Genomic DNA, 26,337 nt, shown 5'->3' with positions numbered 1-26,337 from the left:
CTATAAGGTGGGTAAGATTTATCTTAGAATAAGAAATACAACTGTGTTAAAGGAAGTGTTTCTGCCGGTTCACAAGTGATGTATTCACCGTCTACCGTTACTTTATAGTTTTCAGCATTCACTTCAATTAGAGGAGTCTTATCATTATGAATAAGATCTGCTTTTGAAATATTTCTACAGTTTTTCACCGGAAGAATCATTTTCTCCAATTTGTAAGAAGCGATTGTTCCGTTATCGATGGAGATCTGTGAAACGAAGTTGGCACAAATACCAAACTTGGCTTTTCCGTGAGCTCCAAACATGTTTCTGTAAATAATCGGCTGAGGTGTTGGAATAGATGCATTCGGATCTCCCATTTTAGCAGCGATTACAAATCCTCCTTTGACAATCATTTCCGGCTTTGCTCCAAATAATGCAGGCTTCCAGATCACCAAATCTGCTAATTTTCCTTCTTCAATGGATCCTACATATTCTGAAATACCGTGAGCAATCGCTGGATTGATGGTATATTTAGCTACGTATCTTTTGGCGCGGTAATTGTCGTTTTCTGCATTCTGATCTTCTTCCAAAGCACCTCTCTGCTCTTTCATTTTGCTTGCCGTCTGCCATGTTCTTGTGATCACTTCTCCCGGTCTTCCCATCGCCTGAGAGTCTGAACTCATGATACTGAAAACTCCCATATCATGAAGAATATCTTCTGCTGCAATCGTTTCAGGGCGGATACGTGAGTCTGCGAACGCTACATCTTCAGGGATATTTTTACTCAAGTGGTGGCATACCATCAGCATATCCAAATGCTCATCGATTGTATTGACCGTGTAAGGGCGTGTAGGGTTTGTAGAAGCCGGCAATACGTTTGGATACATGGCAGCTTTAATGATATCCGGTGCGTGGCCTCCCCCTGCTCCTTCCGTGTGGAAAGTGTGGATTACTCTTCCGTTGATCGCTCTCATGGTATCTTCAAGAAATCCTCCTTCATTCAAAGTATCGGTGTGGATGGCAACCTGAACGTCATATTTATCAGCTACTTTCAGCGCAGCATCAATGGTTGCAGGAGTTGCTCCCCAGTCTTCATGGATTTTTACTCCTAAAGCCCCTGCTTCTACCTGTTCTTCGATAGGCTCTTCTGCTGAGCAGTTTCCTTTTCCGAAGAAACCAAGGTTCATCGGATATTCTTCTGCTGCCTCAAGCATTTTCTGCATGTTGAATTTTCCCGGAGTAACGGTTGTGGCATTGGTTCCGTCATTAGGACCTGTACCGCCACCAATCATTGTTGTAATTCCGCTGTATAGGGATGTTTCAATCTGCTGAGGGCAGATGTAGTGAATGTGGGTATCAATACCTCCGGCAGTTACGATATATCCTTTTCCACCGTGAACTTCCGTTGAAGCTCCAATGATCATATTAGGACTTACCCCATCCATCGTATCAGGATTACCCGCTTTTCCGATTCCTACAATCTTTCCGTCTTTGATTCCGATATCACCTTTTACAATTCCCCAATGGTCGATGATTACTGCTCCTGTGATACAAAGGTCCAAAACACCTTCGTCTCTTTTGGCCGTCACATTCTGCCCCATCCCGTCACGTACGGTTTTTCCTCCTCCGAAAACAGCTTCGTCTCCGTAATGGGTGAAATCTTTTTCAATTTCTATGATAATTTCAGTGTCTCCCAGTCTGATTTTGTCTCCGGCTGTTGGACCTAATATATTGGCGTATTGTTTTCTGTCTACGTTTAAGCTCATCTTAGTGATTTTTAAAGTTTAACTCTTCAACTTTTGCAAGGCTTGCTTTTTTCTGCTCTTCAGAATCTACCTGTCCATCGACAAGGTTGTTGAAGCCCATTGCTTTTTTGTTTCCCCCTATTTCTACCAATTCCACTTCTTTTTCTTCTCCCGGTTCGAAACGTACGGCAGTACTTGCTACAATATTCAGTCTCTTTCCGAAAGCTTTTTCACGATCAAAACTCATGGCTTTATTGACTTCGAAAAAATGGAAGTGTGAACCTACCTGAATAGGACGGTCTCCTGTATTCGTTACTTTTATTTTTACAGTTTCTCTGCCTTCATTGCAGATAATTGTACCTTCTTTTACAAAAATTTCTCCTGGTATCATGATCAATAGTATTAGCGAATTGGATTGTGAACGGTTACCAGCTTAGTCCCATCCGGGAAAGTGGCTTCAATCTGAACGTCGTGGATCATTTCTGAAACGCCTGGCATCACATCATCTTTGGTAAGAAGATGAGCGCCTTCCTGCATCAGTTCAGCTACTTTTTTTCCATCTCTTGCTCCTTCCAGCAAAAAGTGACTGATGAGTGCTATTGATTCTGGGTAGTTTAATTTAAGGCCTCTTGCCTTTCTTTTTAGAGCGAGTTCGCCTGCCAGAAATAGCATAAGCTTCTCCGTTTCTCTCGGTGTTAAGTGCATAATATTTTTATTTAAAATTGGACAAACACGATCCTGTTCACCTTTCTGTAAGGCAAATAGAAATGTTCAAAAATGTAAAATGGGGAATGACTCTTTCGGATCTGTATTTACATGAATACAAACCATAACGGATCATTAAAATCTTAAAAAAGGGATTAGCAGCCTGCTATCTGCAGAGAATGATACAGGATGTATCTTGGTGCTGTAAAATAAATACGGTTTTGAACAGCCGCAACCTGTGTATTATAAGTATAGTCTGCAAAGAAATAGTGTAACCACTGCTGGGCAAGTACTGAGTAATCAAATTTCACTTTCTCCCAGTCATTGGAATCCTGTACATCCTGAGCGTCTGTGAAACTATACATTTCAGGCTGGGTCTGCTGATCGGATTTCTGTTGAAGGAGATGTATTTTTGAAAGGAGATCAGGATAGGATTGAGTTTTCCCTTTATGTGCAAAAAGACCTGCACACAACACTGAGAAAAATAAGACAAAAGAGAAAAATAAGACTCTTTTTTTCATACCTGATTAATAATGGTGTAAAATTAGAACAATCTTAAAACTCCGGCTATCAAAAAAATTATTTAAAATGTTCAAAATCGCAACAAATGCAATTTTATACATTTTTAACATTTCGCCATAAATCCTTTATTTACAACACTTAATCACCGTTTATAAACTATGACAAATATTTTGTTGTTTCTATTCTTATGATTAAGATCGTTCACATCATTTTCTCCTTCTATTTAAAATATCGAATAAATACATCTTCTATTATCAATATCAACCGTTAAAAAACCACTATTTATTAATGATTATTCAAGAATAAAGTTTATTCCATAAAATCAGGTGGTATTTTTTTCTTTCCTTATAATTATCGTAAATTTGTATACACATCTTATTTAATTTAATAAAATAATAAAACGTAATATGTCAAAAGCAATTTCGCAAGTACCATTAGCGGTAAACGAGCCGGTAAATTCATATGAACCGGGATCTCCAGAAGTTAAGAGCCTTATCGACACTTATAAAAAAATGTGGGCTGAAAAGTTAGAAATTCCAATGGTTATCAATGGAAAAGAAGTAAAAACTGATACAAAAGTACAGCTTCAGTCTCCACAGGATCATGCTCATGACTTCGGATTTTACTACCAAGGTGGTATGCAGCATGTGGATGACGCTATCAACGCGGCATTGGCAGCTAAAAACGATTGGAATGAACTAGGCTGGGAACAGCGTGCAGCAATTTTCTTAAAGGCAGCTGATCTTTTGGCTGGACCTTACAGAGATGTGATCAACGCTGCAACGATGATCGGACAGTCTAAAAATGTACATCAGGCTGAAATTGACGCTGCTTGTGAGTTCATCGACTTCTTAAGATTCAACGTAGAATTCATGACAGAAATGTATTCGGAGCAGCCAGTTTCTGACAATGGAATCTGGAACCGTGTAGAGTACAGACCATTAGAAGGATTCTGTTTTGCAGTAACTCCGTTCAACTTTACAGCAATTTCAGGGAATCTTCCGACTTGTATGGCCATGTTAGGAAACGTAGTGGTTTGGAAACCTTCTGACAAGCAGGTATATTCTGCAAAAGTAATCATGGATGTATTGACAGAAGCAGGTCTTCCTGCAGGAGTTATCAACATGATCTTTACAGATGGAAAAGAAACTGCTGAAAAAGTATTAGCACATCGTGATTTCGCAGGTCTTCACTTCACTGGATCTACAAAAGTATTCCAGGGAATGTGGAAAATGATCGGTGATAATATCCATAACTACAGAACGTATCCAAGAATCGTTGGAGAAACTGGTGGTAAAGACTTTGTCATTGCTCACCCTTCTGCTAACGTAGAAGCTGTAGCGACTGCATTGGTAAGAGGTTCTTTCGAATATCAGGGACAGAAATGTTCTGCTGCTTCAAGAGCTTATGTACCTAAGTCTCTTTGGGCTGATGTGAAAAAAGTAATGGAAGCTCAGATGAGCACCATCAAAGTAGGTTCTCCGGAAGATACTTCTAACTTCGTAAACGCGGTAATCGACAAAAATTCTTTCGAAAAATGTAAAGGATATATCGACAGAGCAAATGCTTCAGGTGAGGCTACTGTAGCGATCGGAGGAAAAGTTGATGATTCTAAAGGATGGTTTGTACACCCAACAGTAATCGAAACAACAAATCCTCACTACGAAAGTATGGTAGAAGAGATCTTCGGCCCAATCTTATCGATCTACGTATATGAAGATCAGGACTGGAAAGAAACGTTGAAGCTTGTAGATTCTACTTCTCCTTATTCATTAACAGGTTCTGTATTTTCTCAAGACCGTTATGCTATCAATGAGGCTTTTAAAGCGTTAGAAAATGCTTCAGGTAACTTCTACATCAACGATAAGCCAACAGGTGCCGTAGTAGGACAACAGCCTTTCGGTGGTGGTAGAGCTTCAGGTACTAATGATAAAGCAGGTTCTAAAATGAATCTTCTAAGATGGACGTCTGTAAGAAGCGTAAAAGAAACATTCGTTTCTCCAAAAAACTACAAATATCCATATCTAGGGTAATATAAACGATAAATGATCATTGATAAATGATTTAACAGCCTCGGAATTTCGGTTTCGGGGCTTTTTTGTGGAATGGGTGCGGGATACGGGGTATGAGATGCGAGATGTGCGGGATATGAGATGCGGGATTCGAGGTTTAAAATGTAAGATTATTGATGGTCAGAAAGGCCCTTACCCCTAATACCCTCTAACTCTCCCACACTCAAACCCTCCCCCTGCCCTTCAAACTCTCCCACCCATAATCCCTACCACCTGCCACCTCCTACCTAACATCTTTTAACAAACTTTACCTATACTTTACGACTTCCCATACCCTCTTAGGAATAATTGTTGATTTTTAATCAGTACACACCCCAAAATAAAATAGTATGAAAAAGTTATTGCTAACAGCCGTTGGAATAGGAATATTCGCAGTGAGCTGTGGAACCAAAGAATCGACAATGTCATCGAGCAACCGTGATTCAGCGACGGTAGATAATGCACGAAAAAGCGCATCACCTGCAACCACTGATACCATGACTGCAAAAAAGACGAATCTTGACAGTATCAAGAGGAAAAAGGATTCTACGGTGACATCGCCCGTCAAATAGTATTAATATACATTCAATTTAAAATGGAAAATCTGCAGATGAAAGCGCTGCAGATTTTTTTATTGTGAAGATGGAAGGATAAAAAGGTCGGTGACCGTATCGTTATTGAGTTTTAAGTTTTGGCTAAAGCCGGTGGATAGGGGCTGTTTTTAAAGTGGCCGGGCTAAAGCCCACCTCTATTGAATTTTGATAATAAAATCTTTTAATCTTTTAATTAAATGATTATATTTGATTAACATCAAAATAGTATTACAATGAAAAAAATATGGATAGGAGCAGTTCTTGGACTTCTTTTCTTAGGAAGTTGTGCTCAAAACAAAGAAAAAAGAGAGGAATATAAAGATGCTCACAACAAAGATTCTTTAAGAAACCGAATGGGTGATTCTGCTGTGGCCAATTCAATCCCTTCACCGGCAGCCTCTGATACTTCAAAAACAAAAACCGACAGTACAAAAGTTAAATAAAATCACAAATCCACAGACTTCTGTGGATTTGCACTTAAAAAAACTTGACTGAAAAAAAACCGGGCAATCAACCCCGATTATGAGATATGGTTAATATTCTTATTCAGAATATTTCGTTAAAAGTTAAAAATGGGAATTGAAGTTTGTGTTACCACTTTTTATTTCAGAAGATGTAATATCCTTTCAAAAATAAAAGAGTTCAACCGTTGTTGTAATTGTGTTCATCCCTTACAAAGCTGGCGCAAAGATATGATAGCAAGGCTTTCCTATAAAACAATAGGTTGTTCATTTTCGCGAAAATGGTAAGATAGAATTAGAAAAACCACTTCTTATTAATCATTTTCAGGAAAATGAACATTTTTATCTGATTGATTTTCAGCATCAATATATTTAATATAAGCGGATGGAGAATAGTCTGTAACCGCTTTGAAGACTGCGGCAAATTTACTGTGTGAAGAGAAGCCACATTCATCAGCAAGGATACTTATTTTATACTGTCTGTACTTCTCATCATTGATCATTTTGTCTACAATATAGTTGATCCTTAAGCGGTTGATATACGTTTTAAAGTCAGCACTTTTATGCTGATTAATAACATAAGACAGATATTTTGTATTGGTATTCAGTTCGCCTGCAAGAAAAGACAAAGACATTCCTTTATTGTTATACAGGTTTCCTTTTTCAAATTCTTCCAGCAATTCGAGCAGTTTTGATTCTGTTTCGGAGGTCATTAATGAATCATTGCGCTTTCGGTCTGTTTCAGAATCTTTTTCATCAATTTCTTCCACGGATATATTGGAAAACTCAGAACCACCGGATTGTTTTAAAGGATAACTGTTCCTTTTACTGATCATATTCAACTGAGTCCTTATGATATTTCTAAGCTTTGAACGCTGTTTTTTCTGCTTTGTTCTGAAGAAAATAAGTAAGCCAACCAACGATATAAACAGGACAATAATAGCAGCATTCTTCACCAAATTCATCTGTCCGTTCTTTTTATTAATCTTTGCTTTAGAAATCTCAAAAGGACCTCTCATGGTGAAACTTTGGTTGCGGGCAGCAATGCTGTCATACATCCGTACATATTTTACCGCATATAAAGAAGCTTTGAAATTGTCTCCCATTCCTTCATAGTAATCATTAATATTAGAGTATACTGCTTTTTTAAGCTTAAGACTTCTGGATGTATCTGCAATTTTTTCAGCTTTTTTAAGGTATAATTCGGCATCCTTCCAGTTCTTTTGTTTCAAACGGATACCTCCCAGTCCATTATAAACCAATCCCAATGTGCAGCTTCCATCTTTAAGCAATCCTTCAGCTTTTCTATAATAATTTTCTGAAACGGAATATTCATTAAGTTTAAAATAAACATCTCCCAACACCTGATAAGAAGCCGCTGCCGTTCTATCTTCATTACGGCTGTCAATTTTTTCAAAATATTTCAGGGATGACTCAATGTATCGTATTGCGTTTGAATAATTTCCCAATTCCATTTCATAGAAGGCCATCTCCTGATTCAACAATCCTGCTGCCTCATTACTTTTCTGAAAATCAGAGATCTTCCCCGATGCCTCCAGCCCTTTTACAATGTATTTTTTGGACCTTTCGTATAACCCTACCTGTCTATATTGTCTGGCAAGTAATCGGGTTACCACAGCCATCCATTCCGGATCATTAACCTGATTGATGACAGAATGGGCATTTTCACTATAGCATATTGCTTTTTTAAGCTCACCTGCATGATGATAAAGTTCCGAAGAAAGAACAAGGCATCTTATTTTCTCTGAAGACGTTTGTGCCGACAAATAAAGAGAATCTGCAGTTTTGATCGCTTTGGGTAAATCCTTATAAGCTGTAACAGAAGAGGTTCTTTCACAGATAAGATCAAAGTTATTTTTTTTCTGAGCGAATATGGGGATAGCTGTTGCCAGCAAAAACAAAAATTTCAGAAGATTTTTAGACATAAAAAAACAAATTATTATTTTTATTTTATAATAATTCATCATTACTTTAACAGGGAGTGTCTTTTTGTTTTTTACAAAACTAGTGATATTTTATTTTTTATTAAAATATAATATTGAAATTTAATCATTTAACCCAAAACAGCATTTTACATTAATTTTAATAATTATACTAAAACAATAGATGATTATCTTTCATATGAGCTGATGTCTGCTTTAAAACTAAGGTTCCCGTATAATTATTTTCAATATGGACGGCTTATGTGTCATCATATTTATTACATTTGCATGGAATAAAAAGTTTTTATGAAAAAAATAGCAATACTTTCCTCCATCTTTATAGGAGCCCTTGTATGGGCACAGGGAATTAAATTTGAAGAGGGCAAATTTGCCTCTATCCTGGCCAAAGCAAAAAAAGAAAAAAAACTAGTCTTTATAGATGCATACGCTTCATGGTGTGGACCTTGTAAACTGATGGTGAAAAACATTTTCCCCCTTCAGGCTGTAGGTGATTATTATAATTCTCACTTTATCAATGCTAAAATTGATATGGAAAAAGGAGAAGGAATTGAACTGGCAAAAAAATATAATGTAAAAGCATTCCCTACTTACCTGTTCATTGATGGAAATGGTGAAGCTGTACACAGAACACTAGGATATGTTGAAGAGAAAGACTTTATCCAGTTTGCGAAGGATGCTGAAGATCCTAACAAAAGACTGACTTCTTTGAAGCAGCAATTTGAGAAGGGAGAAAAAGATCCTGAGTTTTTAAAGAATCTTGCAGGGCTTACCATGTATAATGATGCTGAGTTTGCCGGTAGAGTACTTAACCGTTATTTTCAGCAGAAAGCAGGCTTAGATCAGGAAGATATTCAAATGCTTCTTTCAGGAGTTCAGACTACAGACAGCCCTTTGTATAAGATTTTCCAGGATAAAAAAGCAGATATCGTTAAATTTTTCCCGGAAGATAAGTATGAAAAGTTTGACAAAAACATCAAACTGAATACCGTTTCCAAAAAAGCATATAATGCAGATACCAAAACGTGGAATGACAGCTATTTTATGGCTGAAACTCAGAAATTCCTAAGCAAAGAAGAGGCGGACAAGATCTTAAAAAGAATGAAAGCCAACAGAGCTTTAAAGAATAAAGATATTCCTGAGTATGAAAAATTAATTCTTGATCTTTACAAAGATTATTCTGCAGCAGGTTCTGAAGAGTTGAATTCTCTTGCATGGAACTTCTTTGAAAATGTAAGCAATAAAACATCTCTTGAGAAAGCAATCAGCTGGGCACAGGAATCTGTGAAGAAAGACGAGAACTTTGCCAATACAGATACTTTAGCTAATCTTTACAATAAGGTTGGAGATAAGAAAAATGCAAAAATGTGGGCTGAAAAGTCTATTGAGCTTGCAAAAAGTACCGGACAGGATTCTTCTGATACAGAAAAATTATTGAAAAGTCTTTAATAAAAAGAAACATCATAAAAAAAACCGCAGAACTGAAGTTCTGCGGTTTTTTTATTGTCTTATCGAACCACCGCGTCAAAAATTCTTTGAATTTTCGCCACCCCTCCAGAGGAAGGGAATTTTCACGTCTCCAGTTGTGGTATCTGTGAAAACCAGAAGGATCTTTACTTATTAATATTCAAAAAGGACACTTCCCCATGTAAATCCGCTTCCGAAAGCGGAAAGAAGGACAAGATCTCCTCTTTTGATTTTCCCTTGCTCAATCGCTTCACTTAAAGCAATCGGAATAGAGGCAGCCGTTGTATTTCCGTATTTCTGGATGTTATTAAAGATTTTATCATCCGGTAAACCAAATTTTTGCTGAACAAACTGAGCAATTCTCAGATTGGCCTGATGTGGGATAAACATGTCAAGATCTTCAACGGTTTTTCCAGCTTTATTAAGGGCTTCCATCATGGTTTCCGGAAATCTTGTTACTGCATGTTTGAAAACGAAGTTTCCATTCATAATAGGATACACTTCTTTATTGGTAACATTCTCAGGTTCTTTTCTCATCCTGTCACTCCATCCGAACTTAGAACCAGGAAACTGTGTGCACAATTCATCGGCATATTTCCCTTCAGAATGCATATTGACAGCTAATATATCTCCTGCTTTTTCATCTTCTGTAGCAGAAAGTATTACTGCTCCTGCTCCATCTCCAAAGATTACAGAAACCCCTCTTCCTTCATCAGAAAAATCCAATCCAAAAGAATGAACTTCTGCTCCTACAACAAGAATATTCTTATACATTCCCGATTTAATAAAAGCATTGGCAACGCTCATAGAATATACAAATCCTGAGCATTGATTTCTTACATCTAAAGCTCCGATGGTATCACATCCCAGCATATCCTGAAGCAATACTCCACATCCAGGAAAATAATAATCCGGAGAAAGTGTTGCAAAAACAATATAATCAATATCTTTCGCAGTAAGACCAGCTTTTTCAAGGGCTTTTTCAGAAGCTTTAAATCCTAGATAAGCAGCCGTTTCCTGAGAATCGTTTCTATTCTTACGATGCCTTCTTTCTTTAATTCCTGTCCTTTCCGTAATCCATTCATCATTGGTGGTCATTAATTCTGCCAGATCATCATTGGTAACAACATTATCTGGAACATAAAATCCCACACCTTTTATTGTACTTTTAATCATATAGTTTTTTAATTTTGGCAAAGATAAAACTTATTTAACACATACTTTTTCAAAATATTAGTATTTTTACTTTATGCCAATTGATACGATATACAGAACCTCCCAGTGCGAATGGGTAGATGTGGAGGCTCCTACTGCAGAAGACCTGAAATTTCTTCATGAAAGATACGAAATCAACAATCTTCTCCTGGAAGATACCATGGATCCTAATCACCTTCCCAAATATGAAGAAGACGGAAATGTAAAGTTCTTCTTACTCCGTGAAAGTACAGAACTGGAAAGAAAGAATCTGAATACGATCAGTGATATCAGCACCAAGATCGGAATCTTTTTGGTAGATAATACCATTATCACCATCCACAGGATGAAAACAAGGAGTATCTCCGAGGTCAAGAAAAAAGTTTCAATGATCCAGGAAGACCTTACTCCTCAGCAAATCATTCTGATGATCGCCATATTGATTATGAAAAGTTTTGACGACGAATCTTTGAGTCTTTTCGAAACGATGGACAATATAGAGAATGAGATTTTCCTTAAGAATACCAATCATACAAGCCAGATCCGCCGTCTTTATAAGCTGAAACGAAAATCAGGGTTGAATTCACGGGTACTGATAATTTCTACGGATGCGATCGATAAATTTAAATTATTGAATCTCCAGGACTCCGAAATTGTAGATTTAAAGGATAAGCATAAAGATGTAGTGGCAGATTTTGATCATTTAAATATTCAGATTACCAACCTTATTTCCATGTTCCTGGCACTTTCGGATCAAAAGGCCAACCAGGTTATGAAAGTTCTGGCTATTTATTCTATTTACTTCTTACCAATCACCTTTATTGCCGGGGTGTATGGGATGAATTTCGATAATATGCCTGAACTTCATCATAAATACGGATATTTTATAACGTTAGGAGTTATGGCTACTATTATGATCAGTACGTTTATTTATGTGAGACGAAAACAGTGGTAATTAATTTTTATATGAACGTAAAGGCGCATAAGAATATAAAATAATCTGTGGGTTTAAGGCGAAGGTTTTATCTCCGATAATATTTAAACCTGCTGACTATTTTAGATTAGAGATCACTTCTCCTCTGCCCGCAAGAACTACACACCATCAAAACAAAATACCATGACCCCTGAAAATCTTAACACCATTCTGGAAGATCATTCTCTTTCGCAGGCATCTAAGGAAAAACTGATTGCTTTGCATGAGACTATTTCAGCAAAAGAATTTTCTGATCTACTGGATCATTCAGGAAATCAATATGTGGAGTTCGTCCAGGAAGGTGGTGGTGTTTGGGGAAGCGCATTGGTGGGTTATCTTTATGGATTGGAAATATTCGGTGTCCGATTTCTGAAAGTGGCAGGAACGAGTGCAGGAGCAATCAATACCATGCTTATCGCAGCGTGTAAAACCAAAGAAGAAGCCAAAAGTGAGCTAATTAAAGATATTCTCTTCAGCTGGGATTTCTCAGATTTTATGGATGGGAAAACCTATGTAAAAACAACGCTCCACGCGATGCTGAACAACAAAGATTTCTTTAAGATCAATGCTGTTATTGCCGCAATCCTGTTCATTATCTTGGTTAGCATTCCTTTCCTGGCACCTTCAACAACTATACTGAATGCCAAACTGATGTTTTTGATTCCTCTGATTCCGGCTGTCATTCTTTTTTTCTGCATTAAAAAGCTGTACAACAATTTCAGGAAAGAAAACAGCGGCCTTAATCCCGGAAACGTTTTTCAGAATACCATGCAAAGCGCACTGGATCATTTTGGAATAAAAACAGTTGCCCACCTCAACGAAAAATTCATCCAGAAAGAAAAGGACCTCAACCTCAACTATCGTTATGGAAACGGGCAGGAATATTATTTGATGGCCCTGCAGAGTATCGAAAAGATTAAAATCAAAAATCAGGAACATATTGATCAGACCCGATATAGAATTTTCTACGAAAGTGCTGTCAATAATGATTATTATAAAAACAATCCGTTTTACCTTCTTCAGTCTGATTATGTTGTGATTACCACTGATATCAATGCTAAAATTAAAGTACAGCTTCCGATTATGGCCAATCTCTACTGGTCCGAAGAAGAACTGAAACACATCAGCCCGGCTGAGTTTGTAAGAGCATCCATGGCGGTACCTTTTTTCTTTGAACCTTTTCAGAAACAAATCAATACCAACGAAGATTCTGTAAAATACGCCTGGAAATATTGGATGAATACCAAACCGGAAGATATTAATCCCGCAGGAGTTTTCATTGATGGAGGCAGTATTTCCAATTTCCCGATTGATCTGTTTCATGCGGATGAAGTTTTCTATCCCAGAATGCCCCTTTTCGGAGTTCAGCTCACGAGTGATTCTGATATCCTTTCTGAAAAAGGAAAAACCAGTGAAGAAATCCTTAAAACACCCTTCAGCTATGCCGGAAATATTATCAATACCTTGAAAGGCTTTAATGACAAGACATTTTTGACGAAACATACTTTCTATAAGCTCTACAGCATACAAACCGTGAACTGCGGTACCAGCAGCTGGCTGAATTTCTTTATGAAAAGAGAAGAAAAGGAAGAACTTTTCAACAGAGGTTTTCAGGCTGCCCTTGATTTTCTCAATGGATTCAACTGGGAAAAGTACAAATATGAAAGAATGATGCTTACCATGAAGGATAAAAAAATACTTAAAGAAGAGGATACGCCTACGGTGGGATAAGGATTTTTAAGTATTTTAGCTTTTTAAATTTCCATGAAAAAGAGACATTTTTTTATACTTGGGGCCGTTATGGTTCTTATTTTCATTGCTATTCCGGTTGTTCATGTTCTTAAAACAAAATGGAATGAATCCGATATTAAAAACGAAATTCCCAAAGGATATACGAATGATGCAAGCCAGCTGAATTTAACAAAGATTGATACACTGATTAAAGTTCCTGCTTCCAAAACTGAAATTGAAAACCAGCTTCGTCAGATCCTGAAATATGCTAAAGAAAAACAGTTGAAAATCTCTATTGCCGGTGCTCAGCACAGTATGGGCGGACATACCATCTACCCTGACGGCATCCTGCTGAATATGCTCCCTTATAAACATATGGAACTGGATGAAAAATCCAACATTCTTACCATCGGTTCCGGTGCTCTTTGGGAGGACGCTATCAAATACCTGGATAAACATGGAAAATCTATCGCCGTGATGCAGGCTTTCAGTTCTTTTTCAGTAGGCGGATCTATGAGTGTCAACGGTCATGGATGGCAGAAAAACCTCCCTCCCATTTCGTCTAGTGTTATTTCTTTTTCACTGATGGATCAAAGTGGGAAAATTCTTAATTGCAGCAGAGAAGAAAACCCAGAACTTTTTAAACTGGTAATCGGTGGTTATGGGCTTTTCGGGATTATTCTTGATGTGAAATTAAAAGTGGTTGACAACCTTGCTCTTCAGTATAAATATGTCCGTTTGAGTTCTGATCATTATACCGATTATTACAAAAAATTTGTTTCTGAAAATCCGAATGTTAATCTTGTTTTCGGAAGACTGAGAATTTCTGACAAACATTTCCTTGAAGAAGCTACCATCAATTATTTTGAAAAAGCAGATGAAAAGCCCTTACCGCTCCCCCTTCAAAATGCTAAAAATGCAGAGACAAAGCGTCTTGTTTTCCGTAGTACCGTAAACAGTGAGTACGGAAAAAGGCTGCGATGGGATCTGGAAACGGGAATGAATAAAATGACTAAAGATGCTGTTTATTCCAGAAACGAGCTCCTTAACGATCATGTTTCCCTCATTGAAAATAAAGACCCGAATTCTACAGATTTGCTGCAGGAATATTTTATACCGGATAGAAATTTTAATCAGTTTATTAAAGATATAAAACCCGTTTTGAGAAACTCCGGGCTGGATCTCCTGAATATCACTATCCGTGCAGTGAATAAGGATGAAGACAGCTATATGAATTACGCCAGAGAGCATGTTTTCGGATTTGTATTACTTTTTAACCAGAAGAAAACAGAGAAGCAGGAAGAAGCCATGAAAGTTCTCACCAACAAACTGGTAGATATTACCCTGAAAAACGAGGGTACTTTTTATCTTCCTTACCGTCTTCATATCGGCAGAGAGAAAATGAGAAAGGTCTATCCACAAGCAGAATCTTTTTTTGAAATGAAAAGAAAATATGACCCTTCTGAGCTCTTTGATAATAAGTTTTACCAACACTATAAATAAAACAATACTATGAAATACATCTGCCAATGCTGTGGGGAAGAAAAGGAAGACTGGCCTGCACTCGCCTATAATGAACCCTATTTCTATTCGTGTTTATCCGAAGAAGAATTAAAAAATGCTGAACTCAGTTCGGATTTGTGTGTCGTGGAAGATTCCGAAAACACCCACAGATTTATCCGTACCGTTCTTATACAGGAAGTTACAGATGACTGCAGGGATCTGGATTACGGAATCTGGGTGTCATTGAGTGAAAAGAGCTTTGATGAATATGTTGAAAATTATGACAATAAGGAATTTGAAGCTGAATATTTCGGATGGCTTTCTACGTATCTTCCGGATTATGATTTTGAAGAAAGTATTCCTACAACAGTGGTAGTAAATAATTCTATCGGCCGACCATTTGTTTTTCCGCATGAAAGCTATGATCATCCGTTTGTAGATGATTTTTATAATGGAATAACAAAGGAGGAAGCGGAGAAGAGAATCAACAGGGTTTTAAATAGAGAATAGATGAACTGGATTATCAGAAATACCAAAAAGGTGAAATTCCATACTAATCTTCAGGAGGTTTTGAAACCTATATGGGATGACCTCGTTGTTTATAAATGGATTTTGACAGATTTAGATTTTATGCCAGATCAGCCGCTTCCCATTAACTTTGATGAAGATTTTTTTATTTTGAATAATCCGGAATTTGAAAAACTGTATCAAAGCAATACTCAGATGATTTGGGGAGTAATATCAGCTGTAAAAGATAATATTGAACCCGATACTTCATTAGTATCCAGATTATCTGCTGAAGATACACGTGTTTGGGAACCTAATCATTTTTTAATTCAGGAAAGTATTGTAGAAATTATTGCTTTTGATAGCGGGTACACTATTGTAAAATTTAAAGACAAAAATCTTTCAGATAAGTTTAAAGAGTATTTTCAGGAACAGGCGATAGATCTACAAAAGTTCAATGAAAAATATAATAATTGAGTATGAAAAAATTTATTTTAAAAAAGTTTCATATTATTGTATTGATAGTCGTTTTCCTATTTATTATATTCTGTTTAATCAGTGCTAATCTGGGGATTAATAACATACTCAAAAACCCTAAATATACAATTGGAGAAGCCACCTCAGACTGGCATTATAAAAACAATAATGGGGTGGGAATAGATTATAAATATCATGTTAATGGTATTACATATTCTAAAACTGCTAATTATTCTTATCAAAAAGGAGACAAATTTCTTATCATTTTTGATTCTATAAAACCTGATAATTCAGCGATACTTGATATCTACTCGATTGAAAACTATCTTATAGATTTAAAAGTTCCTTCAAAAGGCTGGAAATATCAGGATGTCCCTTTTAATATTGACAGTAATACGATAAAAAAATATGTGCAGGACTGGAATGTGGAACCCTTTGAATATATTCAAAAGTAGGCTGAACACATTGGAGATTCAAAGTTTCAACCTACTTTTTATATCATTATAAATTATCCAAAAATTCCAGATACATCGGAACACTTCTGTTGATCCATTCATCGGAAGAATCTCTTTCAATTCCGTAGTAGACGAAAGGTTCTTTATAATCTGCTTTTATATAATCGAAAGTCAGTTCGTAAGGTCTGAAAAGCTCATTCATCGTGTATTTATATTCTCCGGAGGTAGAGTATCCTTCTTCATCTATTCCTGCAGTGACAGCCAGTGACATTTTCTTTCCGGCCAGTTTAAAACCACTGTTGCTTCCATACGCCCAGCCATACAAAACTACCTCATCCAGCCACTGTTTTAAAAGTGGTGGGCTGCTGAACCAGTAAAAAGGAAACTGAAATACAACTTTGTCATAAGATTCCATCAGTTTTTGTTCTTCTGCTACATTGATTTTTCCATCGGGATAAGCTTCGTACAGTTGATGAACGGTATATTTTTCAGGGTATTTTTTCAATTCGTCAATCCATTTTTTATTAATGGCTGATTTTTCAATATCTGGGTGTGTAACAATTACTAAGGTCTTCATTATGTTTAAATTTCTGCTACAAAATTACAACACGTAACTTACATTTCGTACATTAGCAACCTATTGTATGGTACTATAAAAATGTAAGTAATGACTAAAATAAAGGAAACCTCAACCAATTTTGCTAATAAAAAGGCACTTGCTGATGAATGTCCGGAAATCTATGCATCCAACACGATCGGAGGGCAATGGGCACTGGCCATCTGCTGCTATCTGATCAATGGGAAAATGAGATTCGGGGAACTTAGAAAAAAACTTCAGAATATTACCGAAAGGATGCTTACACTTCAGCTTCGCAGACTGGAAGAAGACAAGATCATTACCAGAACAGTCTATGCAGAAGTTCCGCCAAGGGTAGAATATGAACTTACAGAAATAGGATACAAACTGAAACCCATTATCCTGGAGTTTGAAAAATGGGGAAATGAGCATAAGGAATTGATGAAAAACAATAACAAATAAACGGTTTGTAGTTGAAAAAAATTCTACATTGTATTATTTATGTAAAATAATTATCTTTAAATACATAAACTAATACTATGAAAAATCTGACTTTTTTATTGTTCTTTATCGCTGTCTTTTTAGGAATAAACATACATGCACAAAAAATTTCTGACGGCCAGACACTCGATGTCAATGGGATGGCTGTTACTTTTAATATCCTCAATAAAGAAAGTGTAGAATCTGGTGGAAAATCCTATGACCGCTATAAAGTTTCTGCATCGATAAAAAATACTACAGATAAGACATACAACATCAGGCTGTCTGCTTTTCCTCAAATTACAAGCAATATAGGCCTTGTAGAACTGGACTGCATTAATGCAACCGGAGCCAGACTTACTTCTAAAAAAATAGAATTAAAAATGAAGGCTCAAATGATTAATGTTACATATTCTGCTTATGACAAATCTGGAAAATTCATCACCAGTACTATTCCTGTAACTGGAAGCTATTATTTTGATCCTGGAGATACAATCAGTGACAATGCCATTTTCATTGTTCCGCAAGGTGAAAAACCGGATGTTTCGGTAAGAAGCATGAAATAGAATAATTTAGATTCCTACGGAATGACAAATAGAAGTATTTGACATTATGCACACACTGTGTCTTTCCGTAGGAATCTAAAATTATATATTGATCAGTTTTTCTATTTATCTTCCATTTTATTCCATAATGGATTACTTTCCAATACCTTCACGTAAATAGGGCAAGTTTCGGTATGACAACCTTTCAAATATCCGGTACTCATGAGAAATTCGTTGACAATTTCTCCACCTGTGAATTTGAAGGTTTTCTTGAATAATTTCATCCATTCCTGTAATGTTTTAGGATGATGATGTTCCAGCCATTTTTCAAATGAACCAAATTCCTTCTGCAATTCTATAATAGTTTTTGCATTTTCTATCGCAGCATTCACTTTGAGTTTATTTCTGATAATTCCAGGGTCACCGAGCAATCTTTCACGGTCTTCTTCTGTATAAGCCGCTATTTTTTTGATATCAAAATGATCATAGGCTTTTCTGAAGCTGTCTTCCTTTTTCAGAACGGTTTCCCAGCTTAATCCTGCCTGATTGATCTCCAGAATCAGTCTTCCAAACAGCTCATTATCATCATGAATAGGAAACCCATAATAATTGTCATGGTAATTTTTGTGCAGTTCTTTTCTGCTTTCGGGCTGCATGCCTTCTATTGCTAAACAATAACTCATTAGAATATATTTTCAGTTTTAGTTAAAAATTTTCCCATCGCTTCTTTAATATCAATTCCTGTTCGATCGGCCAAGACAATCAGCCACCAGATATTTTCCGCTAATTTATGTTCTAATTCTTCCGCTGAATCTTTTTTCAGCCATGTTTTCTGATGGGACATTACATTTCTTCCTACTAATCCCGCATCAGTAAGATAAGCAAGAGCATCTTCTTCCAGAGTCCATTCTTTTCCGTTGCCTTTTATTTCCAGCTGATGATATTTTTCTCTGATATCTAAGGAACGTTTTATGATGGTATCAAAATTATTGGTGTCCATATTTTATTGTTTTTATATAAACTTTGAGAGTGTAAAGATAAACCGGAACTGTGACAACTGTCCGTCAGTAGTGTTTTCAATTTTTAAATGTAATAATAATTCAGATCACTTTATTTTCTTCTGCTCAGAGAATATTTAGTAGTTTAGAGGGCTTAAAAAAACCATCATGAAATCACTGTTTTCCATTCTTTTCATCATATCTTCAATGTTTTTTAAATCACAGAATTTATATTCTAAAGCGTATGGAAATCCGAAAAATGCTCCTGTAATTTTTATTCATGGCGGACCAAGCGGAAATGCAACTTTATTTGAGGGTACAACGGCTCAACACCTTGCTAACAAAGGATTTTATGTCATTGTCTATGACAGACGTGGTGAAGGACGTTCAAAGGATGAGAATGCTACTATGACCTTTAAGGAAAGTTTTGAGGATTTAAAAGGAATTTATACAACTTATAACATCAAAAAAGCCAATATTCTTGCCCACAGCTTCGGCGGAATTATCGGGACTTTATTTACGGCACAATTTCCTGATAAAGTAAACAGTCTGACTCTTGCAGGAGCTTTATTTACCCAGCAGGAAACCTATAATCATATTTTAAAACAAGCCAGAGAACATTTTAAAAATGATCCTGCCCAGCTCAAAGAAATATCGGAAATAGAAGGTCTGAACAAAAATTCTGCGGCCTATAGAAAAAGATGTTATGATATCGCCGGAAAACTGGGATTCTTCGATATGCCCCATCCTACTCCCGAAAGTGAAATGCTGAGAAATGAATACAAAGCGGGTGAATTTTACAAAAGCAACATAAGAAACCCCGATTCTCCATTGAAGTTTTATCAAAATGAACTTCAGAACAATCTGGATAATACCGCTGTTTTAAAAGACATCCGGAAAAAAGGAATTCCCGTTTTTGCGGTCTATGGTAAAAATGACGGAATATTTTCAGAAAAACAGCTGAATGATCTTAAAAATATAGTCGGAAAGAAAAATTTCAAGTGTATTGACAATTGCTCACATTACTTATTTGTAGATCAGCAGGCCGATTTCTTACAATTCATGGAGCTTACATTAAAATAAAGTGTAGTTTTGTAATTATGCCCCATTCAAGATTTCATATGAAAACCTATAAAGCTGTCATTACGATGCTTATATTGGTATTTTCATTGTCTCCATGTTCTGTCAAAAGAAATGTTCTTGATATTTTTGACATTCAGTACATCAGCGGCCTCAATAAAGTAAAAACAACCTCATCTCTTTCCTTCAGTTGTGATTCTGCATCTGCTTCCTCCGGAATTTCAGTTTTAAAAAATAAAGTTCAGAGCCGGTACAAAGAATCTTTTTCCGGTATTTATTTCGTTGCTGGGAACTCTTTTGAAGAGAAGATTTTTTTCAATCAATATTCAGGGCATTCTACAGGAAACAGCCCGCCGAAATATATTTTATTTAAAAGACTGAAACTTAATCTGGTTTAAACTTTTTTAAGCCTCATTAAAAATCAGTTTTTTACAATAACAATATTAATTTCAATGAAACATACCATAAACAGCCTGTCTTCGGACCTGGCCGGATTATATACATTATCCCTCCGAATGGTTATCGGATGGACTTACTTTTCAGCTTTCTGGCGCAGACTTATCCTTGAAAACAAACTTATTCCCGATGAACAGGGATATATCGGGGAAAAATTCAATCATTTCTTACCCAATGCCCTCGGAATAAAACCAATTATTGAGTATCTGGTTACCCATCCCGATGCTTTAGAGAGATCCATGATTACTTTCACCATCATTGAAGCCATTGTTGGATTATTGATTATTCTTGGATTATTTACCCGGCTGATGAGCATTGGGATCTTCAGTCTTGCCCTTGGGATCCTGCTAGGATCCGGATGGCTGGGCACAACCTGTCTTGATGAATGGCAGATAGGGGTTTTAGGAGTCGCAGGCGGATTTGTTCTGTTTCTTACCGGAAGCGGCCCTTATTCGATGGATTATTATTTCATAAAGAATAACAAGAGCTTCACTCAAAAAAAATGGTTCCCATGGTTAGGTTCGGGAGATCTCCCTGTTTCAAAACCTAAAACGATTGTCTTTGCGGGCTCGCTGATTATATTCGGATTAACTCTTTTTACCAATCAATATTTCCATGGAGGTGTATGGGGAACCTTACATAATAAATCGGTAAAGCCAAAGCTGGAAATATCAAACATCTCTCATAACAGTTCAGATCTGACATTTAAAGTGTACAGAACAGAAGGTGCTGATGTCTATGGTTCTTTTCTGATAGGCATTCATATTCTGGACAAAAACGGAAATATTTTAAAAGAATTGAACCATAAAGAACTTTCCGATTTTTCTAAAGAAAATATAAAAAACCATTACGTTGCCAAAGTAAAACCCGGAAAACACAGTCTTGTTATTCCGTTGGGAGCAAAGCCAGATTTAACTCTAAATATTGATGATGTTCTTTTGAAAAGTGAAATTTATACCCTGAAACTAATTGATGTAAGTGGTATTGAGTGGATAGAGAGGATTGAATAAAATATTTTATTGGTGTACGCAAAGGCGCGGAAAGTTTTGTATAAATATCTTATAAGACGCAGGGATTTTATCTCCGATAAAATTGAATACTACTGATATTTTTGATAATGTTATCGTTAAAGTGTGTGTGATTTTATGTTTTGGCTAAAGCCAATTGAAGGTATTATTCTTTTGTAAATGGGCTAAAGCCCACTCCTATTGAATTTTCTGTATGATATAATTTCGTTAAAATAAGATCTGCAGAATCAGCAAAATCTGCGAGAAGCTTTATGCACTTTAGCTAAAGCCATTAGATATTCATTTACAGAAAAAGCGGACTAAAGTCCGCTTTTATTCATATTTGATGTTATTTTTCTGAGACAATGACATGATAACTGCATGAACTGTCCGGATCAAGCTTCAGGACTTTTATTTCAAGTAAAACATCCAGTCCCATGGTATCGCAAACTCCCTGTATGAAAGGTTTGATGACCGGCCATTTCAGCAAACCTGCAATCTGCAGGCTATGGGTGATTTTGTGGTAACGGTCTACTCCTTTAATCAGCAATTCGCCTCTGTGATCATTTAATTCTTTAAATTCAAAATTATATTCGGGACTGGATGTAAAAACTGCTCCTATCAATATTTTTGCTACAGCCGGAATACCGGGTTGCAGATTAGGTTTTGCTTCAAGGTTCCTCAGGGCCATTCTTGATCCGAGATCATACATAAAAATACTGGAAAGCTGCTCAATAGCTTCTGCTCCGTAAAGCTTTCCGATCTGCTTGAGCATGCCTCCATAAAACGCTCCTGTAATATCTGACAGGCGTTGGGTAAGCTCTGTAAAGGTTCCTGGAAAAAAATCTGAAATAATCTGAGCCTGATTCATTTCAGGAAGATAAATATCATTTTCCCTGAAATCTGATAATGCCAAATAGGTCTCTGGAAGTTGTATTTGATTCATATTTAATGTTTTGTAAGTGTTTTGAGATCATGGTTAAGTTTAGTATGAAAGAAAAAATAGTAGTAATAACAACCTTTAGGAAAAAAGACTATCACATTTATGGGTATAAAAGCATCGTAAAGGGTAAAGTACGATGGGCTGAGATACAAATACTCTTCAGATAAAAGTCCTGTAATATAGTAAGACTCTACTTTTTGAAAAGACATTTTCGGGTTGAGGGAATCTATTCATATTTTTTCATTTGGTTATGTAAAAATAAATAAATTCTCCAATAAGTGATATTAATTTATTTAAAAAGTACATTAAGGTATAAATAGTTTATATTTAAATATTTAATTAGAAAACTTACAGATAATATGAGTAGACATATACCTAAAACAATCAGTGATAAAGTATTTCAAATGCATTTTTTTGAATGTGCTTGGTGTTGTGAAAAATTAACTGAACGTCATCATATTGAGGAATATTCAAAAGGAGGAAAGCATGAAGTTGACAATTTAATTTTATTGTGTCCCAATTGTCATACGCAGGTTCATAAAAATGAAATTTCAGAATCCGATTTACTTAAGAGAAAGTCAACTCACATGAAAGGAGACAGACTATCTGGAGGAATACAGTTTGACATTAGCACTTTAAGAGTAAAATTAGGAAATAATTTTTTTGAAAATGTTCCAATTTTGATAATGATTAATAAAGAAAATATATTGGGATTACAAAAAGTAAATAATAATATACTTTTAAATTGTAGATTCTATAATGAACAAGGTTATCTAATATTTTGGATGTCTGCAAATAGATATTGGGCTCAGTCGGATTTTATAATTAGATATAAAAAAAATGAAATAACTATAAGTAATACAGAGAATGATAATTATATCTTAAAAATATGGGCTGAAAACGAAGAAATTAATATAGCTGGAAAAAACTACGTTAATGGTTCAATTGTTGAATTCTCGCCAACCTTTTTGAATTTTAATACCCCTACAATGTACTCATCCTTTAATAATTGCATATTTGCTAATAGTCCAGTTGGCATAAATATAAAATATTAAATAAAAAAAACCTTCGAAAATTTCGAAGGTTTTTTTTAAAAATTTAGTGCATGGCTTCACTCAAATCTATTTTTTCTTTGCTTTTCCTTTCTTTTACGAGTAAGATAAACGGAATACATACCAGGAATACGATTCCGAGGTAAAGAAATACGTCCATATAGGACAATACTGTTGCCTGTTTCGTTACAGATAAATCAAGCATTTTATAAGCGGCATTCATGGCTTCATCAGGTGTTTTTCCTTTTGCTATAAAACTTGCTTTAAGAGCTGCGAGTCTCTGCTGAACTTCAAAGCTATTTTCGTCCAAGTGGGAAATCAGATTATTCCTGTATTTCTGACCTGCATTGGCGATAAATGTTGTAATGGCAGCAATACCAAATGAACCTCCTAACTGTCTCATCATTCCTGTAAAGGCTGCTCCCTGACCAATCTCCTGACCTTTCAAGGTGCTTAGTGATAAAGAGGTAATCGGGATAAATAATAATCCAAGACCGGCCCCTCTTACAATCAGCATCCAGAAAAAGGCATCTTTACTGGTATCCGGTGTCAGAATTTTATATCCCCAGAAACTATAGACAAAGAAGATAAAGAGTCCTAATGAAACCAGGATCTGCTGTTTGGCTCCTTTTGCTAATAGTCTACCAATAATAGGCATCATAAAGGCGGTTGTCAATGCAGCCGGAATCATTAATGCTCCTGACTGAAGAGCCGTCCATCCCAAAATACTCTGTGTATAGAGTGGAACGATGAACGTGGAACCATAAAGTCCGAATCCAAGCACGAATGACATCATTGTTCCGATTCTTAAGTTACTGTTTTTAAGTACCCTGAGCTCAACGATAGGATACTTAAAGGTGAGTTCCCGCCAAAGGAATAATATAAATCCTAAAATTGCCGCTGCAGTAAATGCTACAATCATTCCGCTTTCAAACCAGTCTTCTTCATGACCTCTTTCCAGAATGAACTGTAATGAACCTACCGTTACTGCCAGTAAACCAATTCCAATCCAGTCGACATCCGAAACCTTACGCTTTTCTGCATATTTCGGACTTCTTACAAATTGCAGCGTCATCAAAGTTGCTGCAATTCCGATCGGAATATTAATATAGAAAATATATGGCCAGCTGAAGTTATCAACGATATACCCCCCAAGAGGCGGACCTAATGTAGGCCCGATAATTACTCCCAGACCATAAATAGCCTGAGCCATACTTCTTTTTTCAATCGGATAAGATTCCGTAATGATCGTTTGTGAAGTTACCAATAAGGCTCCACCACCGATTCCCTGCATCAATCTGAAGAACACGAGTTCCCAGATATTGGTCGCATTTCCACATAAAAATGAAAATATGGTAAATATAATGATGGATGCCGCAAAGTAATTTCTACGCCCAAACTGCTGGGAAAGCCAGCTCGTCATCGGTACTATAATTACGTTACCAATGGCATAAGCCGTAATTACCCATCCCACTTCTGAAAGTGTAGATCCAAGATTCCCCTTCATTTCATTCAAGGCAACATTGACAATCGTGGAGTCTACAATTTCTAGAAGGGCACAAAGGATAGCTGTGATCGTAATGATCACTCTCCGCGCTCCATATTCTACTAATGAATCTTGCATAAGTTTTTACGATGTAAAAGTCAATGGTAAATTTTGCTCCGCAAGTGAATCGTGAATATTAAATCTGTCCGTTTTAAATTGACAGCAAAACTGATTCACTATTGACAACGAAGCTTATTGACTTTTAGTAATTTTAAATGTTATTTCAAAGCAACCTCTGCCTTCACGTTCATCCCTGTTCTCAATCTTTTTGCAATATTCTTATCAAGATTTACAAAATCAATTTTCACAGGAAGTCTCTGAACTACTTTTACGAAGTTACCACTCGCATTATCCGGAGGAAGTATAGAGAAAGTAGCTCCTGTAGCCGGAGAGAAAGAACTTACTACTCCATCAAATTTCTGGTCAGGAAAAGCATCAATTTCAATTTTCACTTTCTGTCCTTCTACCATTTTATCTACCTGTGTTTCCTTAAAGTTGGCCACTACCCATTTCTGGTCGTTTTTAACCAAAGCAAACAACTGTGATCCTGCCTGCAGATACTGACCAGCCTGAGTAGATACTTTTCCTACATGTCCATCTTCAGGGGCAAGGATTACGGTATATGATAAGTTTAATTTTGCATTTTCAACATCTACTTCTCTCTGCTTTGCCACAGACCCTGCAACACTGATTTGTTGTGAGCTTGCTGCCGTCTGAGAAGAAGCTATATGGGTTTGCTGAGCAATTTGATTTCTCTGATCAATCAAAACCTGTAGCTGTCTGTCTGCTGATTGTTTTGCAGCCAGAGCCTGCTCATATTGCTGCTCTGTAATAGAGTGGTCTTTCACAAGATTAGCATATCTTTTCAGATCCTGAGTAGTTTTCCAAATATTTACTTTCGCAGCTTCTATCTGAGCATTAGCAGTTACTACAGCAGCTTCTGAAGAACCGATATTTTTTGAAGTAGCCGTTGTGGTAGCTTCTGCATTTGAAATATTACTTTTGGCTGTAGATAGTGCTGCCTGAGCCTGCTCAAGAGCCATTTTCTGATCTCTGTTATCCAAAATCACCAAAGTATCTCCTTTCTTTACAAACTGATTATCTTTTACCTTTACCTGAGCTACATAGCCAGAGATTTTAGAAATTACAGGAGCCATATTGGAAGTAATCTGAGCATCGTCAGTTTCTTCATGATACTGTCCGTAAGTGAAGGCTCTGTAACCGTAGATTCCTCCTCCGATTACTACTGCCGCTAAAATGATAGGAAAAACTAAACTTTTTTTCTTTTTAGGTTCAATTACCTGTGTATTATTATTTTCCATTTTGGTT

General features: G+C 36.4%; 28 protein-coding genes. 16 read left to right on the top strand and 12 right to left on the bottom strand.

Features of this window, described 5'->3' with window-relative positions:
- Positions 1 to 23 precede the first annotated feature (23 nt).
- From ureC to C1634_RS04785, 4 genes are all read right to left on the bottom strand, one after another.
- A complete protein-coding gene (gene ureC, locus C1634_RS04800; RefSeq protein WP_103232559.1) occupies positions 24 to 1,745 on the bottom strand; it encodes an urease subunit alpha in 1,722 nt (573 codons plus the stop codon).
- A gap of 1 nt (position 1,746) precedes the next feature.
- Positions 1,747 to 2,115: an urease subunit beta gene (ureB, locus tag C1634_RS04795; protein ID WP_103232560.1), complete on the bottom strand. Its 369-nt coding sequence runs from the start codon at positions 2,113 to 2,115 to the stop codon at positions 1,747 to 1,749.
- Positions 2,116 to 2,126: 11 nt separating this feature from the next.
- The gene (gene ureA, locus C1634_RS04790) at positions 2,127 to 2,429 is read right to left on the bottom strand and encodes an urease subunit gamma (RefSeq protein WP_103232561.1); all 303 of its coding nucleotides are present in this window, start codon (positions 2,427 to 2,429) and stop codon (positions 2,127 to 2,129) included.
- A 155-nt stretch (positions 2,430 to 2,584) separates the two neighbouring features.
- On the bottom strand, positions 2,585 to 2,950 hold the full coding sequence (locus C1634_RS04785; protein WP_103232562.1) for a hypothetical protein: 366 nt from the start codon (positions 2,948 to 2,950) through the stop codon (positions 2,585 to 2,587).
- 408 nt (positions 2,951 to 3,358) lie between these two features.
- On the opposite strand from C1634_RS04785, the gene pruA reads away from it, so the two are divergent.
- The 3 genes from pruA (at position 3,359) to C1634_RS04770 (ending at position 6,038) form a co-directional block, all read left to right on the top strand.
- A complete protein-coding gene (gene pruA / locus C1634_RS04780) occupies positions 3,359 to 4,984 on the top strand; it encodes an L-glutamate gamma-semialdehyde dehydrogenase (RefSeq protein WP_109737971.1) in 1,626 nt (541 codons plus the stop codon).
- A 380-nt stretch (positions 4,985 to 5,364) separates the two neighbouring features.
- Positions 5,365 to 5,574 (top strand): cytochrome C551, encoded by a 210-nt coding sequence (locus C1634_RS04775; protein ID WP_228409985.1) that lies wholly within the window; start codon positions 5,365 to 5,367, stop codon positions 5,572 to 5,574.
- 254 nt (positions 5,575 to 5,828) lie between these two features.
- The gene (locus C1634_RS04770; RefSeq protein ID WP_103232565.1) at positions 5,829 to 6,038 is read left to right on the top strand and encodes a hypothetical protein; all 210 of its coding nucleotides are present in this window, start codon (positions 5,829 to 5,831) and stop codon (positions 6,036 to 6,038) included.
- A 332-nt stretch (positions 6,039 to 6,370) separates the two neighbouring features.
- Here C1634_RS04770 and C1634_RS04765 read toward each other — a convergent pair whose 3' ends face one another.
- Positions 6,371 to 8,002: an AraC family transcriptional regulator gene (locus C1634_RS04765; RefSeq protein WP_165835259.1), complete on the bottom strand. Its 1,632-nt coding sequence runs from the start codon at positions 8,000 to 8,002 to the stop codon at positions 6,371 to 6,373.
- 303 nt (positions 8,003 to 8,305) lie between these two features.
- On the opposite strand from C1634_RS04765, the gene C1634_RS04760 reads away from it, so the two are divergent.
- A complete protein-coding gene (locus C1634_RS04760; RefSeq protein ID WP_109737970.1) occupies positions 8,306 to 9,466 on the top strand; it encodes a thioredoxin family protein in 1,161 nt (386 codons plus the stop codon).
- A gap of 171 nt (positions 9,467 to 9,637) precedes the next feature.
- On the opposite strand, the gene C1634_RS04755 is transcribed toward C1634_RS04760, so the two are convergent.
- The gene (locus C1634_RS04755) at positions 9,638 to 10,660 is read right to left on the bottom strand and encodes a 3-oxoacyl-ACP synthase III family protein (RefSeq protein ID WP_109737969.1); all 1,023 of its coding nucleotides are present in this window, start codon (positions 10,658 to 10,660) and stop codon (positions 9,638 to 9,640) included.
- A gap of 73 nt (positions 10,661 to 10,733) precedes the next feature.
- Between C1634_RS04755 and C1634_RS04750 the strand changes: the two genes are divergently transcribed.
- The 6 genes from C1634_RS04750 (at position 10,734) to C1634_RS04725 (ending at position 16,324) form a co-directional block, all read left to right on the top strand.
- Positions 10,734 to 11,633 carry a magnesium transporter CorA family protein gene (locus C1634_RS04750; RefSeq protein ID WP_103233021.1) on the top strand — a complete coding sequence of 300 codons (900 nt, stop codon included), beginning with the start codon at positions 10,734 to 10,736 and terminating at the stop codon, positions 11,631 to 11,633.
- Positions 11,634 to 11,795: 162 nt separating this feature from the next.
- Positions 11,796 to 13,382: a patatin-like phospholipase family protein gene (locus tag C1634_RS04745; protein ID WP_109737968.1), complete on the top strand. Its 1,587-nt coding sequence runs from the start codon at positions 11,796 to 11,798 to the stop codon at positions 13,380 to 13,382.
- Between the two features lie 33 nt (positions 13,383 to 13,415).
- Positions 13,416 to 14,885, top strand: coding sequence for an FAD-binding oxidoreductase (locus C1634_RS04740; RefSeq protein WP_109737967.1), 1,470 nt, complete (start codon positions 13,416 to 13,418; stop codon positions 14,883 to 14,885).
- Between the two features lie 9 nt (positions 14,886 to 14,894).
- Positions 14,895 to 15,395, top strand: a complete 501-nt coding sequence (locus tag C1634_RS04735; RefSeq protein ID WP_103233024.1) for a DUF2199 domain-containing protein — start codon at positions 14,895 to 14,897, stop codon at positions 15,393 to 15,395.
- Entirely contained in the window at positions 15,396 to 15,869 is a 474-nt protein-coding gene (locus C1634_RS04730; protein WP_103233025.1) for a hypothetical protein, read from the top strand. It begins immediately after the preceding gene.
- Positions 15,870 to 15,871: 2 nt separating this feature from the next.
- Positions 15,872 to 16,324: a hypothetical protein gene (locus C1634_RS04725; RefSeq protein WP_103233026.1), complete on the top strand. Its 453-nt coding sequence runs from the start codon at positions 15,872 to 15,874 to the stop codon at positions 16,322 to 16,324.
- 46 nt (positions 16,325 to 16,370) lie between these two features.
- Here the strand turns inward: C1634_RS04725 and C1634_RS04720 are convergent, their stop codons facing one another.
- A complete protein-coding gene (locus C1634_RS04720; RefSeq protein ID WP_103233027.1) occupies positions 16,371 to 16,901 on the bottom strand; it encodes an NAD(P)H-dependent oxidoreductase in 531 nt (176 codons plus the stop codon).
- 90 nt (positions 16,902 to 16,991) lie between these two features.
- Between C1634_RS04720 and C1634_RS04715 the strand changes: the two genes are divergently transcribed.
- Both C1634_RS04715 and C1634_RS04710 read left to right on the top strand, forming a co-directional pair.
- Positions 16,992 to 17,363 carry a winged helix-turn-helix transcriptional regulator gene (locus C1634_RS04715; RefSeq protein ID WP_103233028.1) on the top strand — a complete coding sequence of 124 codons (372 nt, stop codon included), beginning with the start codon at positions 16,992 to 16,994 and terminating at the stop codon, positions 17,361 to 17,363.
- Positions 17,364 to 17,440: 77 nt separating this feature from the next.
- Positions 17,441 to 17,947 (top strand): hypothetical protein, encoded by a 507-nt coding sequence (locus tag C1634_RS04710; RefSeq protein ID WP_103233029.1) that lies wholly within the window; start codon positions 17,441 to 17,443, stop codon positions 17,945 to 17,947.
- Between the two features lie 101 nt (positions 17,948 to 18,048).
- Here the strand turns inward: C1634_RS04710 and C1634_RS04705 are convergent, their stop codons facing one another.
- Together C1634_RS04705 and C1634_RS04700 are read right to left on the bottom strand one after the other, a co-directional pair.
- Positions 18,049 to 18,609 (bottom strand): DNA-3-methyladenine glycosylase I, encoded by a 561-nt coding sequence (locus C1634_RS04705; protein WP_103233030.1) that lies wholly within the window; start codon positions 18,607 to 18,609, stop codon positions 18,049 to 18,051.
- Complete coding sequence (locus C1634_RS04700) at positions 18,609 to 18,926, bottom strand: nucleoside triphosphate pyrophosphohydrolase family protein (protein ID WP_103233031.1); 318 nt, start codon at positions 18,924 to 18,926, stop codon at positions 18,609 to 18,611. The genes C1634_RS04705 and C1634_RS04700 overlap by 1 nt, the downstream gene beginning before the upstream one ends.
- 166 nt (positions 18,927 to 19,092) lie before the next feature.
- Here C1634_RS04700 and C1634_RS04695 point away from each other — a divergent pair, with 166 nt between their 5' ends.
- From C1634_RS04695 to C1634_RS04685, 3 genes are read left to right on the top strand one after another with little or no spacing between them, the layout of a single operon-like run.
- Entirely contained in the window at positions 19,093 to 20,007 is a 915-nt protein-coding gene (locus C1634_RS04695; protein ID WP_109737966.1) for an alpha/beta hydrolase, read from the top strand.
- Positions 20,008 to 20,045: 38 nt separating this feature from the next.
- Positions 20,046 to 20,402 (top strand): hypothetical protein, encoded by a 357-nt coding sequence (locus tag C1634_RS04690; protein WP_103233033.1) that lies wholly within the window; start codon positions 20,046 to 20,048, stop codon positions 20,400 to 20,402.
- Between the two features lie 54 nt (positions 20,403 to 20,456).
- On the top strand, positions 20,457 to 21,470 hold the full coding sequence (locus C1634_RS04685) for a TQO small subunit DoxD (protein ID WP_103233034.1): 1,014 nt from the start codon (positions 20,457 to 20,459) through the stop codon (positions 21,468 to 21,470).
- Between the two features lie 346 nt (positions 21,471 to 21,816).
- Here C1634_RS04685 and C1634_RS04680 read toward each other — a convergent pair whose 3' ends face one another.
- Positions 21,817 to 22,413: a hypothetical protein gene (locus C1634_RS04680; protein WP_103233035.1), complete on the bottom strand. Its 597-nt coding sequence runs from the start codon at positions 22,411 to 22,413 to the stop codon at positions 21,817 to 21,819.
- Between the two features lie 356 nt (positions 22,414 to 22,769).
- Between C1634_RS04680 and C1634_RS04675 the strand changes: the two genes are divergently transcribed.
- Positions 22,770 to 23,465, top strand: coding sequence for an HNH endonuclease (locus C1634_RS04675; protein WP_103233036.1), 696 nt, complete (start codon positions 22,770 to 22,772; stop codon positions 23,463 to 23,465).
- Between the two features lie 43 nt (positions 23,466 to 23,508).
- Here the strand turns inward: C1634_RS04675 and C1634_RS04670 are convergent, their stop codons facing one another.
- Together C1634_RS04670 and C1634_RS04665 are read right to left on the bottom strand one after the other, a co-directional pair.
- The gene (locus C1634_RS04670) at positions 23,509 to 25,086 is read right to left on the bottom strand and encodes a DHA2 family efflux MFS transporter permease subunit (protein WP_103233037.1); all 1,578 of its coding nucleotides are present in this window, start codon (positions 25,084 to 25,086) and stop codon (positions 23,509 to 23,511) included.
- A 140-nt stretch (positions 25,087 to 25,226) separates the two neighbouring features.
- On the bottom strand, positions 25,227 to 26,330 hold the full coding sequence (locus tag C1634_RS04665) for an HlyD family secretion protein (RefSeq protein WP_103233038.1): 1,104 nt from the start codon (positions 26,328 to 26,330) through the stop codon (positions 25,227 to 25,229).
- Positions 26,331 to 26,337 lie beyond the last annotated feature (7 nt).

The sequence above is a fragment of the Chryseobacterium viscerum genome (genome assembly GCF_002899945.2).
In the GTDB taxonomy this organism is placed as follows: Bacteria; Bacteroidota; Bacteroidia; order Flavobacteriales; family Weeksellaceae; genus Chryseobacterium; species Chryseobacterium viscerum.
The sequence above is the reverse complement of the archived record's forward strand: the minus strand, read 5'-3'. Positions and strand labels throughout refer to the sequence as shown.